Genomic DNA, 16,249 nt, shown 5'->3' on the forward strand with positions numbered 1-16,249 from the left:
GAGCCTCCCCATGACCGACAACCCCGAGCAGGACTACGACCCGGGCGACGTGGCCGTCATCGGCATGTCCCTGCGGGCGCCCGGAGCCCGCACCAAGGAGCAGTTCTGGGACAACCTCGTCCACGGCCGGGAGTCCGTGTCGTTCCTGGCCAAGGACGACATCCACGTCGACGAGACCCTGATCCACAGCCCGTTCTACGTACGGGCCTGCGGCGTGCTCGACACGTACGACAAGTTCGACCCGTCGGTGTTCGGCATCAGCGACCGGATGGCCGCCGCGATGACCCCGGAGAACCGGCTGTTCCTGGAGAGCGCCTGGGAGACGCTGGAGGACGGCGGTTACGACCCGGACCGGCTCCGGGCCGAGATCGGCATGTACGGCGCCAACAACCCGCAGACCGCCGCGCTCTACAGCTCCCCGCCGGACCGGGTGTCGGTCGGCCCCGAGGCGATCGAGGCCAGCCTGGCGTGGTCGCCGGACACCATGACCTCCAACGCGCTCTACTACATGGGGCTCATCGGCGAGGCCGTCACCGTCGCCGCCGTCTGCGCGGGCTTCCACTACGCGGTGCACCTGGCCTGTCAGTCGCTGCTGCTCGGCCAGACCGACCTGGCGATCGCCGGCGGCGCGATGGTCCGCCTGCCGCACCCGCGCGGCCACCTGTGGGAGGAGAACCGCATCCTGTCGAAGGACGGCCACTGCCGCCCGTTCGACGCCAACGGCACCGGCACCGCGCTGTCCAGCGGGGTCGTCACCGTGCTGCTGAAGCCGCTGGGCCACGCCGTCGCCGACCGCGACCACATCTACGCCGTGGTCAAGGGCTCGGCCGTCAACAACAACGGCGTCAGCGCGATGGCGTACGGCCTGGCCCAGCCCGAGCGGCTGAGCGCCTGCATCGCCAACGCCATGGAGGTCGGCGGCGTCACCCCGGACACCGTGTCCATGTACGAGGCCAACGGTCTCGGCCTGCCGATGACCGACGAGCTCGAAGTGCACGCGGCGACCATGGCGTTCGGGAAGCAGACCGCGACCACCTCGATCGGCGGGGTCAAGGGCAACGTCGGCCACGGCGGCGTGGTCTCCGGCGGCTTCGGCGCGATCAAGGCCGCGCTGGCCCTGCACCACAAGACGCTCCCGGCGACGATCAACCTCACCGAGGTCAACCAGGACCTCGACTTCCCCAGCACCCCCTTCGTGCCGCAGATCGAAGGGGCAGCCTGGGAGCCGCAGGCCGGCATCCGCCGCGCGGGCATCACCTCGATCGGTGGCGGCGGCTACAACGCGCACCTGCTGCTGGAGGAGGCCCCGACGGCCGCCGGGCGCGCCCCCGAGGACGAGGGCCGGCCGCGGCTGGCCACCCTGTCCGCCCTGGACGACGACGCGCTGGCCCGGCAGCGTACGCGGCTCAAGGAGCGGCTGGAGGCCGACCCCGACCTGCGCCTGGACGACGTCTGCTTCAGCCTCAACCTCGGCCGCAAGGTGATGGCCCGCCGGTGGGCGGCCGTGGTCCGCAGCCGCGCGGAGCTGATCGCGGCGCTGTCCGACGACGCCGCCCGCGGCCCCGCCACCACGACCGCCGCCGCCCCGCAGACCGACCCGGGCTCCTTCTCCCGCTTCTCCCGCACCGACAACGGCATCGTGCCGTCCGGCCAGGACGCGCCGGCGCTGGCCGAACTGGCCGCCGCCTGGGTGACCGGCCAGCAGGTGGACTTCGAGGCCCTGCACCTGGGGCAGGCCAGCCGCCGGGTGCCGCTGCCCACCTACCCGTTCCAGCCGCGCCGGTTCTGGCGCACGGACTGGTGACCATGAGCACGCCGCCACCGGACACCGTGGACCTGGGCGACCCGGCCACCTTCGCGGACCACGACCTCGACGGGTTCTGGCGCACCCTGCGGGACACCGCCCCGATGCACTGGAACCCGCCCGTCGACGGCCGCCGGGGGTTCTGGGTGCTCTCCCGCCACGACGACATCATGGCCACCTACCGGGACAACGTGAACTTCACCTCCGAGCGCGGCAACGTGCTCGTCACGCTCCTGGAGGGCGGCGACGCCGGGGCCGGCCGGATGCTGGCCGTCACCGACGGGCCCCGGCACCACGAACTGCGCAAGATCCTCCAGCGGGTGCTCTCGCCGAGGGTGCTCGACGAGGTCGCGCGGACGGTCCGGGCCAACACCCGGCAGTGGATCCGCGAGGCCGTCGAGTCCGGCGGCTGCGAGTTCGCCGAGGAGATCGCGAGCCGGATCCCGATGACCACGATCTCGAACCTGCTCGGCGTGCCCGAGCAGGACCGGGACTACCTGCTCAGCCTGACCAAGACCGCGCTGTCGGCCGAGGACGAGGACGTCGACGCCGTCGACTCCGAGATGGCCCGCAACGAGATCCTGATGTACTTCCTGGACGTCGTCGAGGAACGGCGCGAGTCCCCGGGCGACGACGTGATCAGCATGCTGATCGCCAGCTCCATCGACGGCGTGCCGCTGTCCGACGAGGACGTCGTGCTCAACTGCTACAGCCTGATCATCGGCGGCGACGAGACCAGCCGGCTGACGATGATCGACTGCGTCCACACGCTCGCCGCCCGGCCCGAGCAGTGGCGGCGGTTCAAACACGGCGAGGTCGCGGTCGAGACCGCCGTGGACGAGGTGCTGCGCTGGGCCTCGCCCACGATGCACTTCGGGCGCAGCGCCGTACGGGAGACCGAACTGCACGGCGTACGGCTGCGCCCGGGCGACATCGTCACGCTCTGGCACGCCTCCGGCAACCGGGACGAACGGGTCTTCGCCCGGCCCGGGGAGTTCGACCTCGGCCGCACCCCCAACAAGCACCTGGCCTTCGGCTACGGCCCGCACTTCTGCGTCGGCTCGTACCTGGCCAAGGTGGAGATCGCCGAACTGCTCACAGCCCTGCGGGACTTCACCACCGGGTTCGAGCAGACCGAGGAGGCGCTGCGGATCCGGTCCAACTTCCTGACCGGGTTCTCCACGATGCCGGTGCGGTTCGAGCCCGACCACCGCGGACTGAAAGAGGTCGACTGATCCGGATGAACATCTACATGTCAGGACAAGGGGGATTCGCGGTCGCGGTCGCGGAAGCCCTGCTGGACGACGGGCACAAGATCGTCGGCGCGGCCGCCCCCCGGCTGCGCAAGGGCAAGTCCGACGAGGGCGACGCGATGTGCTGGGACCGCCTGCGCTCCTGGGCGTACCACAAGGACGTCCCGTGGACGGACTCGGCCGAACTGCGCGCGCGGCACATCCCGGACGGGGTCGACATCATCGTCGCCGCCCACTCGCACGCCTTCCTCGGCCGCCAGACCCGCGCCCGGGCCGCCGTCGCCACCATCGGCTACCACCCCAGCCTGCTGCCGCTGCACCGCGGCCGGGACGCCATCCGGTGGACGATCCGCGACGGCGACAAGGTGACCGGCGGAAGCGTCTACCACCTCACCGAACGCACCGACGCGGGCCCGCTCGCCGCCCAGGAGCACCTGTTCGTGCCCCCGGGCTCGACCGCGCAGAGCCTGTGGCGCGACCACCTGGCACCGCTCGGCGTGCGACTGCTCCTGAAGGTGGTCGCCGACCTCACCGCGGACCGGCGGATCGAGGTCCCGCAGGACGAGAAGCTGGCCACCTGGGAGCCCGCGATGGGCGTACCACCGCTGTTCAAACCCGAACTCATCGCGCTGCCCGGCACGGCGAAGGTCGACAGCAGCAAGTGGGCCCTGCACGAAGGGTGACGGCCGGGCTGTGACGCCCGGGTGACCCTGGAGCCGGTGCCCCGCACACCACGCGTGTGCGGGGCACCGGACTGGACCGCCGAGCCCGTCGTCGGAACTCGACAGCGTGAACGTGTACACCGGGGACGGCGATTCCGAGCGCCCCCCGTGTACCTCTGCACCTTCACCGCGAAGGAGTCCCGACCATGCGGAAGTTCATCATCGACCTGGCCGAACGCACCGTCGCCACCTACGCCGTGGCGTTCCTCGGCCTGCTGCTGGCGGACGGATTCGACCTGACGTCGATCGGCGCGTTCAAGGCGGCGGCCGTGGCGGCACTGCCGGCCGCGCTGGCCGTGGTCAAGGGAGTGGCCGCGACCTTCGTCGGCGACCCGAACTCGGCCGCCCTGCTGGCCCGCCCCCACGACTGACCGGCCCGGCCCGGGTGCGCCAAGCCGGGAACTCCCCCTGGCGAACGGCCGCGGCAAAGGCGCCCCATGCGGCGGCGGGGAAGGCGACAAAGCCTGCCCGCTCCAGGTGCTGGACGTCCTCGCCGCCGAGCGTGACGGTCATGAAGTGCGGACTGGGCCGCTCGCTTCCCTGCACGGTCAACGACAGCATCCGCCGCTTGCGCGGGCGCTGGATCCGGGAGGCCACCGCTACCTCCACCGGGGACGGGACTTGAGCGTCACCGTGGTCATGCGACCACTGTCGGCGCGACGCTCTGCGCGAGACCACCGGTAAACTGACGCCTGATGCCGACAACCCGCCATACTTCACCGCTGCCCGCCGATGCAGACGAGGAGATCCTGAAAGGCGGTGGCTGGCTGCCGCACGGCTTTCAGCTCGATCCACACAGCCACGTCCACGGTCAGCTGGTCTACGCCGCCGCGGGCGCCTTGGTCACGGCGACGGAGCGCGGCACGTGGGTCGCCCCGGCGGACCGGATCACCTGGACGCCTCCGCGCTTTGCCCACTCGCACCGCTTCTACGGGCAGACCGACGTACGGCTGGTGTCCGTCCCACTCGACTTGTGCGCCGTGCTCATCGATCACCCCAGCGTCTTCGCGGTAAGCCCGTTGCTGCGCGAGGCCCTTCTGGCGCTCACCGACGAGCCGGAACGGCGGCCTGGCGCCCACCGGCGCCTGCTCGCCGTGATCGTGGACGAGTTGGCCGACGCCGCCGAGACCTCCCTCCACCTTCCCGAAGCGAGCGACGACCGGCTGCGCGCCGCCACCGACCTGCTGCGCGCGGACCCCGCCCGGCCTTGCACTCTGGCCGAGCTCGGCCAGGCGGTGGGAGCCAGCGAGCGCACGCTCAGCCGCCTGTTCCACGCCGAGCTGAGCATGAGCTTCCACCGCTGGCGGACCACGCTGCGCATCCACCACGCCTTGGCGCACCTGACCGACGGGATGACGGTGACGGAGACCACGGTCGCGTGTGGATGGTCCAATCCGTCCACCTTCATCGACGCCTTCACCGAAGTCGTCGGCCAGACCCCCGGCCGCTATCAGGCCGGCCTGCGCTTCCACGCGCGCTAGCCCCCACCCGGGCGGTTCGCGCTGGTCAGGTGCACAGCGCGCGACGCCAGAGCCAGCTTGGCGGGTTTCCGGTATCGGGTGTCGACTTACCAGTGGTTCGCGGCCCGCCGGGTCTTCCATAGTGGACAGCGAGCGAGCGCCGGCCCTCCGACCTCACGGCCGCCGCCGCGACGTACGCGCTCGGCGCGTACCGACCACTGCACGGATCATGAAGGGCTCGCACGCATGACTGAGACACACGACGACACGGCCGTCGTCATCATCGGGGCCGGCGTCGCCGGTCTGACTCTCGGCAACTTCCTGCTGCGCAACGGCGTCGACTGCGTCGTGCTGGAGAAGCACCCTCGCGCCTACGTCGAGAAGCGCCAGCGCGCCGGAACGATCGACACCTTCGGCGTGCGCCTCCTCCGCGAATGGGGCCTGGAGGAGGTCCTCGCAGGCGACCCCATCCCGTACAGCGAGGGCGACTTCTACATCGACGGCCACGCGATGCCGATCGACGTGGACGAGGACGACAACGAGAGCCTGTACTGCCCGCAGCAGGTCCTGGTGCGCAACCTCACCGAGGTCTTCCTCCGCGAGGGCGGTGACCTGCGCTACGAAGCCGCAGACGTCACCCTGGAAAACCTCACCCAGGGCCAACCCGTGGTGCGCTACCGGGACGCCGACGGTGCGGCGCGAGCCGTCGACTGCGACTTCATCGCCGGCTGCGACGGCTTCCACGGCGTCTCCCGCCGCTCCATCCCGGCCTCCGCGCTGACCGAGTACTCCCACGAGTACGGCTACTCCTGGCTCAGCGTCCTGGCCGCCACCGAGACCAAGCCCTCGGGCATGGCGATCCACGAACTGGGACTGGCCGGGATGATCCCCCGCGGCCCCGAAGCCAGCCGGATCTACTTGCAGTGCGCGGTCGACGACACCCCCGAGCAGTGGCCGGACGAGCGGATCTGGAGCGAGCTGGAGGCCCGCTTCGGCACGCCGCCCTCGCGCGGGCAGATCCTGTCCAAGCAGATCGTTCCGCTGCGCAGTGTGGTGTTCGACCCGATGAGCTACGGCAACCTCTACCTCCTGGGCGACGCCGCGCACATCGTGCCGCCGATGAGCGCCAAGGGCATCCACCTCGCTCTGCACGACACCGAGGTCTTCGCCCGCGCAGTGATCCGCCACGCCAAGGAGGGCGACTCCGGCCTCCTCGACAGCTACTCGCAGACCTGCCTGCCACACATCTGGAACTACCAGGCGTTCGCGACGTGGATCACCGACACCATGCACAACGCGGGCTTCACCGGCTACGAGGGCGAGTTCAAGAAGCAGATCGCCCGCGCCGAGCTCCAGCGCCAGTTCGCCTCCGAGTCGGCAAACAAACTGTTCAGCGAGCTGACCGCCGGCACCAACTAGGGCGTGAAGGTCCGGGTCGCGGGCGCGGGGGAGGAGCCGCGCGCCCGCGACACGCGGGGAACGCTACGTCGACGAACGGGCCCTTCCCGATAATGCAGGGGCCGCGCCCCCGGGCCGCGCACGTCCCCGTTCCCAGGAAGGCGCACGACCATGGAAGGCTCCTCCTCGACCGCGCTGGCCGACATCGCGACCATCCTGCTGATCGGACTCGCCCTGTCGCCGCTGCGCACCCGCCTGCGCCAACCCGTGGTGGTCGGCGAGATCGCGGTCGGGGTGATCCTGGGGCCGAGCGTCCTCGGACTGCTGCCGGGCGACCTCCCGCACGTCCTCTTCCCGCCCCAGGTCCGTGAGCACCTGTCGGTGATCGCCCAACTGGGCATCGCGCTCTTCATGTTCGCCGCCGGGTGGGAGCTCGACCTGAAGCAGCTGAACGGGCGGGTCCGCACCGTGGTGGCGGTCACCGCGGCCTCCGTCGCCGTGCCCTTCGCCCTCGCGGTCGCCCTGGCGGCCGTCCTCGCGGCCAGGTGGCCCCGCCTCATCGGTACGGACGCGTCCCCCGTGCTGCTGGCCGTGTTCCTGGGCATCGCGCTGTCCGCCAGCGCGCTGTCGGTGCTCGCGCGCATCGTGGGGGAGAACCAGCTGCAGGCGACCCGTACCGGGGCCATGGCCACGGCCTGCGGGGCGCTCACCGAGATCACCGCGTGGTGCGGCGTCGCCTGCATCGCCTCCGCGGCCCGCAGCGGCGGCTCGGACCACGTCCTCCTCGCGTTCGCCGAACTCGCCTGCTACGCGGCGGCCATGGCGTTCGTGGTCCGCCCGCTGCTGCGGCGCCTGCTGCGCCGGCCGACCCGCGCCGACGGACATCCCCTGCTCGTCCTGCTGACCCTCGGCAGCGGGATCCTGCTGTCCGCGTGGACCACCTCGTGGCTCGGCATGCACGCCGTGATCGGCGCCTTCGCCTTCGGGCTGGCCATGCCGCGCGACGCCGCCGAGGAACTGCGGCACGCCGTCGAGGCGCCGCTGCGCCACGCGGGGGCGCTGCTGGTGCCGGTCTTCTTCGCGCTCACCGGGCTGTCCGTGGACATCGGCGGGCTGGGCTTCGGAAGCCTGGTCGCGGTGGTGGTGTTCCTGGTCGTCACCTGGGGCGGCAAGTTCGCCGGCGCCAGACTGGGTGCCCGGCTGATCGGCGTGCCGCGCGGCGAGGCCACGACCGTGGCGGTCCTGCTCAACACCAAGGGCCTCAGCGAGGTCCTCATCCTGACCCTGGGCCGTGACCTGGGCATCATCGGCGACCGGCTGTTCACCGTTCTCCTCGTCACCGCCTTCGCCGCGACCCTGCCCGTCAACCCGCTCGTGCGGCGCCTCATCCGCGCTCCTGGCGCCCGTTCCGGGACGGGGCCAGTCGCTCTGCCCCGTCAACAGCAGGACGCCGCCGCGAGATCGGGCATCGAGGAGGCCAGCGGCGCGTGACGCACCGTGAGACCCGGAGCACCGGCGGGGTGGAGACTTCCCGCGCCTGCCCGACCGGCACCACCGCCGAGACGACCTTCGGCGTCTCAATGAAGTCTCATTATTAGCCGCTGTCCGGCGGCCGCCCCGGTCTCTCCGGCTACGTCGGCAGGTGGCGGTAGACCGTCGCCCGGGAGACTCCGAGCTCTGCCGCGATCTGCTCGGCGGTGCGGCCGGCCGCGTGCAGGCGCCGGGCGGTGTCGACCATCGCCGGGCTCATCGCGCTCGGCCGGCCGCGCCGCTCACCGCCGACGCGTCCCGGGCTGGCCGCGGCGGGGGGTTCAGGGCCGTCCAGCAGCCGGTGCGCCCCGGCCAGGATGCAGGCGCGCAGGTCCTCGGGCGGGGCGTCGGCGAGCAGGATCACCGGGTCGGAGAGCATGGCGATCGTCTGGGCGGCGCGCACCCGGGCGACGAAGTCCGGGTGGGGCCCCGCCACCAGGACGTTCGCGCGCATCATCCCGTCGCGGAACCGCGTGAAGCCCGGGCCCGAGAGGCCCGGAGCCGCGTCGTACAGGCTCATCCGCAGCAGGGCGCGGTGGCGCAGCCAGACGTCGAGCAGCCCCTCGATCGCCGCCCAGCGGGCTGCGGCCGGATCCGGCGGGCCAGTGGGCGCCAGCGCGGCGTCCAGGTCGTCCAGCATCGGTTCGATCAGCGCGCCGAGGATGTCCGCCTTGCTGGGGAAGTGGTAGAGCACCGCGGCCTTCGTCACGTCCACCCGCTCGGCGATCCCGCGTACCGAGGTGGCGTGGTAGCCGTGCGCGGCGAACTCCTCCAGGGCCACCGCAAGGATCCGTGCCCGGGTGTCGGGGTTCTCGGCAGTCATGGGGGGAGCTTAGGCCCTGTCCTGGTCGCCGCCCCTTGCCTGACCGGCGGTCAGGGCGTAGCGTCGAATTACTGACCGATGGTCAGTCCGGGAGCGCCGACGCGACCGCTGACCGGTGACGGCTGCCGCGAGTCGGCCCGACCGCGATCAGGCGATGACACGCGATCAGGCGATGACAGAAGGAGTGTCCGTGAACGCCTCGACCAAGACGGCCGATCGCACCGTGCTGATCTCCGGGGCCGGCATCGCCGGACCGACGCTCGCCTACTGGCTGGCCCGCCACGGCTTCCAGCCGACCGTGGTCGAGCGGGCCGCGGCCGTGCGCTCCAGCGGCAGCCCGGTCGATGTCGCCGGACGCGCCATGGAGGTCGCCGAGCGGATGGGGATCGGGGACCGCCTCCGTGCGGCCGCCACCCAGGTGACCGGTGTGGGCTTCTACAACGCCGCGGGCCGCCGGGTGGGCAGGATCGACCTGCGCGGCCTGTCGGGCGCGGCCTGGGCCGACACGGTCGAGCTGCCGCGCGGCGATCTCGCCGCGATCGTCCACGAAGCGAGCCGGGACGACGCCGAGTTCGTGTTCGGCGACTCGATCGCGAGCCTGAGCCAGGACGAGGCGGGTGTCGACGTCACCTTCGAGTACGGCCGCCCCCGCCGCTTCGCCCTGGTGGTCGGCGCCGACGGCCTGCACTCCGCCGTCCGCCGGCTGGCCTTCGGCCCGGAGCCCGGGTTCGTCCGCCACCTGGGGATGTACGTGGCCACCATGCCGTTGGCCGGGGCGGCGGGCGACCTGCGGGAAGTGGCGATCCACAACGCGCCGGGCCGCGCCCTCTGCGTGCATCCCGGATGCGGCAGGCCGCTGGCCGCGTTCATGGTCCGGTCCGCCGCCGTGCCGGACTTCGACCACCGCGACACCGAGCAGCACCGGCGACTGCTGACCGCCGCGTTCGCCGGGATGGGCTGGCGCGCGCCCGAGGTGCTGGCGCAGGTGCGCGAGAGCGAGGAGCTGTACTTCGACGCGGTGAGCCAGGTCCGGCTGCCGCAGTGGTCGCGGGGCCGGGTCACGCTGCTCGGCGACGCCGCGTCCTGCGTGTCGCTCTTCGGCGGCGGCTCCAGCCTGGCCATGGCGGGCGCCTACAGCCTGGCCGATGCCCTGGCCGCCGATCCCGCCGACCACCGCGCGGCCCTGGCCCGCTACGAGGCCGCGCACCGGGGGCTGGTGGACCAGGCCCGGCAGTCCGTACGAGCGGCCTTCGCGCTGCTCGTCCCGGCCGGCCGCGGCGGCATCCTGGCCAGGAACCTGGCCACTCGGCTGTCGCCGGTCGTGCTCGCGACAGCCCGGGCCGGGCGTGTGCTCAAGTCCCGTGCCACGCGCGGGGACTACTCGTGACCGGGCCCGGGCTTCCCCCCTCCGGCCGGCTGCGTACAGGAGGCATCGCAGGAGTGGGCGTCGACGGCCCCCTGGCCGTCGTCGACCACTTCAGGAACGCCGTCACCACCGTGGCGGCAGTCGGTGTGAACCGTTCGTGGGCAGCCGGACGTATCCACCGGTGAGGTGACGAGCGGGCGGTGTCACCACGTCAGCTCCGGCCCCGTGTGGCCGTGTTGGTGGTGGGTGGCGGTGTCGCGGCACGGGACGGCGCGGTACTGCGCGTACGTCCCGTGCGGGAAAGCTCGCCACCGGCCCTCGCTGCCCGTCGATTTCGGAGAAACTCCCTTGCGCAACAGCAGGTTCACCTCGGTCCTCCTGGCCGGCGTCACGACGCTGGCGGCCCTCGCCGTCGGCGTCGGCCCGGCCGCCGCCGCCCCGTCGGAGCCGGTCGCCATCGCCGACTCCCCGGACGCCTTCCCGGGCGGCCAGGACGTCGAGGTCTTCGCCGAGGACGGCGCCATCAGCCGGACCAAGGTCCCTGCGGCGTCCCCCTTCGTCGCCGAGCAATCCATGAGCGTGGCCGCCGCCGCGGCTGCCGCCGGGGACGGCGCCGTCACGAAGGTCGTCAACAACGGGAGCACGGACAGCAAGCTGGACGTGGTCATGATCGGCGACGGCTACACGGCCTCGGAGCAGGACAAGTTCCGCAAGGACGCCGCGGCGAAGTGGAAGGACATCAGCGCCGTCGAGCCCTACGCCACCTACCGCAAGCTGTTCAACGTGTGGGCCGTGGGCGCCGTCTCCGAACAGTCGGGCGTCTCCGGGGACCCGAAGCAGAACACCGTCCGCAAGACCGCCCTCGGCTCGCACTTCTGGTGCAACTCCATCGAGCGGCTGCTCTGCGTGGACACCAAGGCCGTCGACACCTACGCCGCCAAGGCCCCACAGGCCGACCTCGTGATCGTCGTCGCCAACACCGCCAAGTACGGCGGCGCCGGCTACGGCAGCACCCAGTCGCCGCTCGGGTACGAGGGCATCGCCACCGTCGCGGGCGGCAACAGCGCGTCCGGCCAGATAGCGGTGCACGAGACCGGCCACTCGCTGGGCAAGCTCGCGGACGAGTACTGGGCCGACGGGGCGGGGCCCTACAAGGGCGCGGAGCCCGGGCAGCCCAACATCACCACCCTGAGCGCCGACCGGATGCGCCAGGACAAGACCAAGTGGTACCGCTGGCTCGGCAAGACCTCGCCCGACGGCGGCACCGTCGGCGCCTACCAGGGCGGCAGCAACTACCCGTCCGGCCTGAACCGGCCGACCGACAACTCCGTGATGCGCTCCCTCGGGCGGGAGTTCAACCTCCCCGGCCGCGAGGCGATGATCGCCGGCTTCTACCGGCACGCCTCCACCCTCTCCAGCGCCACGCCCGTCACCACCCGGCTGACCGCGACCGACCACCTCACCGTCGACCTCCCGGTCTCCGGCACCAAGCTGCGGTGGTACCTCGACGGCAAGGAGGTGACGGCCCTGCGCGACCGCAAGACGATCGCCGTCTCCGACCTCGGCCCCACCGGCCCCAAGCCCGCCGCCCACGAGCTCAAGGCCGTCGCGAACGACCCCACCTCGTCCGTCATCGACCCTGCCCTGACCCCGGCGCTCACCCGCAGCCTGGTCTGGAGCGTCACCCGCTGACCACGGGGCGTGGCCCCTCGCGTCCGGCCGGGACGGGAGGGGCCGCGCCCACGGCGGAAGCCGCACCGGCCGGGCCTGTGCCGGCCGGGGCCCGCGAGGCCCGGCCGGTGCTCGGCCCGACCCTCACGCCGACGGCGATCTACCATGGCTGGGAAGGCTTCGTCTCCAAGCCCGCGCCACAGCGGCAGGGAGGTCGGCATGGCGTTCGACACGACGGGGTTCGAGCAGGCGGAAAGCAACCGGTACCTGCCGATCTCCGAACACGGCCTGATCGGCGACCTCCGGACGACCGCCCTGGTCGGCACGAACGGCACCATCGACTGGTACTGCTGCCCGCGCTTCGACGCGCCCAGCGTGTTCGGGGCCATCCTCGACGCGGACCGGGGCGGATCGTTCGAGCTGGCCGCGGACGTCCCGACCCGCACCCGGCAGTTCTACTTCCCCGACACGAACGTGCTGATCACGCGCTTCTTCGCCGCGGAAGGCGTGGCGGAGATCCAGGACTTCATGCCCGTGGCCGACGAGTCGCCCGAGGTGGCCCGGCACCGACTGATCCGGCGGCTCATCTGCGTCCGGGGAGTCCTCCCGTTCCGGGCGCGGATCGCCCCGCGCTTCGGCTACGGTGCCGAGGTGCACACCGTGTCCCTCGAAGGCCACGTCGCGGTCTTCCGCTCCCCGTCGCTCACCCTCGCGCTGACCGCCACCGCACCGCTGGAGACCGACGGACTGGACGTGTGGTCGCACTTCAAGCTCCTGGAGGGCGACTCCGTCGTGTTCGCCCTCGACCAGATCGGCGACGACGTCCCGGCCCGGTCGTGTCCGCGCGCCGAGGCGGAGGAGCAGTTCGAGGCGACCGTCCGGTTCTGGCGCCACTGGCTGGCCCGGTCGCGCTACCAGGGGCGGTGGCGGGAGATGGTCCACCGCTCCGCCCTGCTGCTCAAGCTGCTCACCTACGCGCCGACCGGCGCGATCGTCGCCGCACCCACCACCAGCCTGCCCGAACAGGTCGGCGGCGAGCGCAACTGGGACTACCGGTACATGTGGGTCCGCGACGCCGCCTTCTGCATCTACGCCATGCTGCGCCTCGGGTTCACCTCGGAGGCCAAGGCGTTCATGGGCTTCCTCTTCGAGCGCACGCGCGACACCGCCGCGAACGGCCCGTTGCAGATCATGTACGGCATCGACGGGCGCACCGAGCTGCCCGAGTACGCGCTGCCGCACCTGGAGGGCCACCTGGGCTCCGCACCCGTGCGGATCGGCAACGCCGCCACCGGCCAGCTCCAGCTGGACATCTACGGAGCCGTGATCGACTCCATCTACCTGTACGACAAGTGGGGGCAGCCGATCAGCAGCGACGGCTGGGAGGACGTCGGCATGGTGGTGGACTGGCTCTGCGAGAACTGGGACCAGCCCGACGAGGGCATCTGGGAGACCCGCGGGGGCCGCAGGAACTACGTGTACTCGCGGCTGATGTGCTGGGTGGCGCTGGAACGCGCGATCCGGATGGCGAACCGCCGCGGCCTGCCGGCCGACCTGCCGCGCTGGCGGCAGACCCGGGACGCGATCTACCACCAGATCATGCGGCGCGGCTGGTCGAGCGAGCTGGGCGCGTTCGTCCAGTCCCTGGACGACGGCGAGCTGGACGCCTCGCTGCTGATGATGCCGATGGCCAAGTTCATCTCGCCCACCGACCCCAAGTGGCTCTCCACCCTGGACGCGCTCACTAAGGGCCTGGTCTCCGACTCCCTGGTCTACCGCTACAACCCGGCCACCAGCCCGGACGGCCTGAGCGGCTCCGAGGGCACCTTCTCGATCTGCTCCTTCTGGTACGTGGAGGCGCTGGCCCGTGCGGGCCGCCTGGAGGAGGCCCGGCTCGCCTTCGAGAAGATGCTCACCTACGCCAACCACCTCGGGCTGTTCGCCGAGGAGATCGGCCCGACCGGCGAGCAACTCGGCAACTTCCCGCAGGCCTTCACCCATCTCTCGCTGATCAGCGCGGCTTTCAACCTCGACCGCGCGCTGGGCTGAGATCGCGTCAATTCGGCCGAATCCGGACCCTGTTCGGCTCCCATCCGGCTCCTTCTCGGCTCCTTTCCGGTTCCCGCCCGGCGGGAACGAGCAGGTCGCGGATGAGCTGAGGTGAATGGCGACATCTCGTCGGCCCACATCCGTTGACGGCCCCAGGCGGCACTGCAATGCTCATGACCAAACCTGCGCAACATCTGAGCAGTGCCATCACCCTGTCACCACGGAAAGGGCCCAACCCTCATGCGCCGTACCGCTGTTGTCATGATGACCACGCTGCTGGCCTCCGCCGCGGCACTCACCGTCCCCGCCGCCGCCCAGGCGGCGTCCACCACCGTGCGCCAGGCCGCGCCCGTCACCGCCCAGGCGGAGCAAGCGAGTTCGAGCGCCGCGCTGGCCGGCGGGTGCACCGCCCTGGCCGCCGGCGGCGGCCAGGTCATCGGAACCTGTTCGGGCATCAGCCCCCTGCAGATCTGGCGCGTGCAGGCGCAGTGCCAGTACTACGTCAACAACACCGGCCCGTACATGCGCATGGCGATCGGCGCAGCCGTCGTCGGCAGCGGGGTGAGCACCGCCATGTGCAACTTCGGCGACACCGTCACGTTCCCGCAGGTCGTCTTCCTCGGGACGGTGCCGCCGCCGGTCGCCGGGCCGCAGGGCCAGATCAGCGGCTACGCGAGCAAGTGCGTCGACGTCCAGGGCGGCGAGAACAAGAACGGCACCGCGGTCCAGATCTACGACTGCAACGGCACGAACGCCCAGAAGTGGACCGTCGGCGTGGACGGGACGCTCCGCGCCCTCGGCAAGTGCATGGACGTGCAGGGCGGCAACACCGCCAACCACACCATGGTCCAGCTCTACGACTGCAACGGCAGCGGCGCCCAGCAGTGGAAGGCCCAGTCCGACGGCTCGCTGCTCAACCCGCAGTCCGGCCGCTGCCTGGACGACCTGGGCTTCGCCACCAACAACGGCAACCAGCTCGGCATCTGGGACTGCAACGGCGCCGACAACCAGAAGTGGAACCTCCCGCACTGATCCCCCCCCCCCGCATGATCGGCCCGGCCGTGATCTCCCCCACGGCCGGCCCGGCGGGCCCCTCGAATCCCCCCTCCGGAGCCACGGGGTCCGGAGGGGGGATTCCCGCTGGGGACATGACGGCTTCGGCAACCCGGCACGGGCTGTCGAAGAAGCCGTGATTGCAGACTCATTCGAAGACCTGGACAACTCCGCAGAGATCACGCCGTGCTCCGGATCCGGGCCCGTGACTGACCGAGCGCCAGGACCAGTGGAACGCAATGGCGTGATCCGACCAAGGACCACGCGGACGTGGCGCATTGGGCGGAGGAGAACCGCAAAGTCCTGGTCTTCACCGACGACGGCATCACCCTCGACCACCGGGAGGGCCGGGAGCCGTCGTCCGAGAAACGAGCCGACCAAGATCCTCCTGATGCTGGCAACCTCGCAGGCACGGGGCCGACCCGCGATCACCGGCCGTGTGCCGGCCCGCGCGGGAGCAATCCCCGCGAGCGCGGGGCCGACCAAGGGTGAACCGCTGGCGTGTCCACACATTGGGAGCAATCCCCGCGAGCGCGGGGCCGGCGCTGGCTACCTGGCGGACGACGCCACGATCGAGGAGCAATCCCCGCGAGCGCGGGGCCGGCCGGAAAATCTAACACCAACGGCCGGGGTCAGAAGAGCAATCCCCGCGAGCGCGGGGCCGGCATCACGGGCCCCGCCCGCGCCCGCCCCGGAGCCGAGCAATCCCCGCGAGCGCGGGGCCGACCTGGAGTCCCCCGTGAACGAGTTTTTCCAGGCGGAGCAATTCCCGCGAGCGCGGGGCCGACCCGAAGATGGCGTCCCGCCGAGTGGTGTAGCAGGGATCTTGGCGTAACCCCTGGTCATGAAGGAGCCATCGCGCAACTCTCCGAGTAGGCATGCTCGTTGAGTGAGAGGTGCGCGATGGCCTTGTCCCAGTCTGACCTACTCCGCCTCATGGAGTCACTGCGTACGGCAGACGGAATCGAGTTGATCAGGACCCTCGCCCAGCGGCTCCTGCAGGAGCTGATCGAGGCCGAGGCGACCGCCCGGATCGGGGCCGAACCGGGCGAGCACACCACAGCCCGTACCACCTGGCGCAACGGCCACCGCGACAAGACCCTGACCACGCAGGCCGGCG

The 16,249-nt window shown here is 71.5% G+C and carries 13 protein-coding genes and 1 CRISPR repeat array; of the genes, 12 read left to right on the top strand and 1 reads right to left on the bottom strand.

Annotated features, from left to right (window positions below; translation table 11 throughout):
• The first annotated feature begins 10 nt into the window (after positions 1–10).
• The 7 genes from ABT015_RS20245 to ABT015_RS20275 all read left to right on the top strand — a co-directional run bounded on the left by ABT015_RS20245 (position 11) and on the right by ABT015_RS20275 (position 8,128).
• On the top strand, positions 11–1,804 hold the full coding sequence (locus tag ABT015_RS20245; protein ID WP_350880874.1) for a beta-ketoacyl synthase N-terminal-like domain-containing protein: 1,794 nt from the start codon (positions 11–13) through the stop codon (positions 1,802–1,804).
• On the top strand, positions 1,801–3,039 hold the full coding sequence (locus tag ABT015_RS20250) for a cytochrome P450 (protein ID WP_350880876.1): 1,239 nt from the start codon (positions 1,801–1,803) through the stop codon (positions 3,037–3,039). The genes ABT015_RS20245 and ABT015_RS20250 overlap by 4 nt, the downstream gene beginning before the upstream one ends.
• 5 nt (positions 3,040–3,044) lie before the next feature.
• Positions 3,045–3,740 (top strand): formyltransferase family protein, encoded by a 696-nt coding sequence (locus ABT015_RS20255; protein ID WP_350880878.1) that lies wholly within the window; start codon positions 3,045–3,047, stop codon positions 3,738–3,740.
• 185 nt (positions 3,741–3,925) lie between these two features.
• On the top strand, positions 3,926–4,150 hold the full coding sequence (locus ABT015_RS20260; RefSeq protein WP_350880880.1) for a holin: 225 nt from the start codon (positions 3,926–3,928) through the stop codon (positions 4,148–4,150).
• A 324-nt stretch (positions 4,151–4,474) separates the two neighbouring features.
• On the top strand, positions 4,475–5,260 hold the full coding sequence (locus ABT015_RS20265) for an AraC family transcriptional regulator (protein WP_350880882.1): 786 nt from the start codon (positions 4,475–4,477) through the stop codon (positions 5,258–5,260).
• A 225-nt stretch (positions 5,261–5,485) separates the two neighbouring features.
• Positions 5,486–6,658 carry a 4-hydroxybenzoate 3-monooxygenase gene (locus ABT015_RS20270; RefSeq protein WP_350880884.1) on the top strand — a complete coding sequence of 391 codons (1,173 nt, stop codon included), beginning with the start codon at positions 5,486–5,488 and terminating at the stop codon, positions 6,656–6,658.
• Between the two features lie 150 nt (positions 6,659–6,808).
• The gene (locus ABT015_RS20275; protein WP_350880886.1) at positions 6,809–8,128 is read left to right on the top strand and encodes a cation:proton antiporter; all 1,320 of its coding nucleotides are present in this window, start codon (positions 6,809–6,811) and stop codon (positions 8,126–8,128) included.
• 139 nt (positions 8,129–8,267) lie between these two features.
• Here the strand turns inward: ABT015_RS20275 and ABT015_RS20280 are convergent, their stop codons facing one another.
• Complete coding sequence (locus tag ABT015_RS20280; protein WP_350880888.1) at positions 8,268–8,990, bottom strand: TetR family transcriptional regulator; 723 nt, start codon at positions 8,988–8,990, stop codon at positions 8,268–8,270.
• Between the two features lie 190 nt (positions 8,991–9,180).
• Between ABT015_RS20280 and ABT015_RS20285 the strand changes: the two genes are divergently transcribed.
• The 5 genes from ABT015_RS20285 to ABT015_RS20305 all read left to right on the top strand — a co-directional run.
• Positions 9,181–10,377: an FAD-dependent monooxygenase gene (locus ABT015_RS20285; protein ID WP_350880890.1), complete on the top strand. Its 1,197-nt coding sequence runs from the start codon at positions 9,181–9,183 to the stop codon at positions 10,375–10,377.
• A gap of 327 nt (positions 10,378–10,704) precedes the next feature.
• Complete coding sequence (locus tag ABT015_RS20290; protein ID WP_350880892.1) at positions 10,705–12,048, top strand: M64 family metallopeptidase; 1,344 nt, start codon at positions 10,705–10,707, stop codon at positions 12,046–12,048.
• Between the two features lie 198 nt (positions 12,049–12,246).
• Positions 12,247–14,076, top strand: a complete 1,830-nt coding sequence (locus ABT015_RS20295) for a glycoside hydrolase family 15 protein (protein ID WP_350880894.1) — start codon at positions 12,247–12,249, stop codon at positions 14,074–14,076.
• Between the two features lie 261 nt (positions 14,077–14,337).
• Positions 14,338–15,108: a ricin-type beta-trefoil lectin domain protein gene (locus tag ABT015_RS20300; RefSeq protein WP_350880896.1), complete on the top strand. Its 771-nt coding sequence runs from the start codon at positions 14,338–14,340 to the stop codon at positions 15,106–15,108.
• A 476-nt stretch (positions 15,109–15,584) separates the two neighbouring features.
• Positions 15,585–15,915: direct repeats of the CRISPR family, unit length 26 nt; unit sequence GAGCAATCCCCGCGAGCGCGGGGCCG.
• A gap of 117 nt (positions 15,916–16,032) precedes the next feature.
• Positions 16,033–16,249 (top strand): transposase (locus ABT015_RS20305; RefSeq protein WP_502897360.1); only part of this gene is annotated, 217 nt, incomplete at its 3' end.

The sequence above is a fragment of the Kitasatospora sp. NPDC094016 genome, from assembly GCF_040304045.1.
Classification (GTDB): domain Bacteria; phylum Actinomycetota; class Actinomycetes; order Streptomycetales; family Streptomycetaceae; genus Kitasatospora.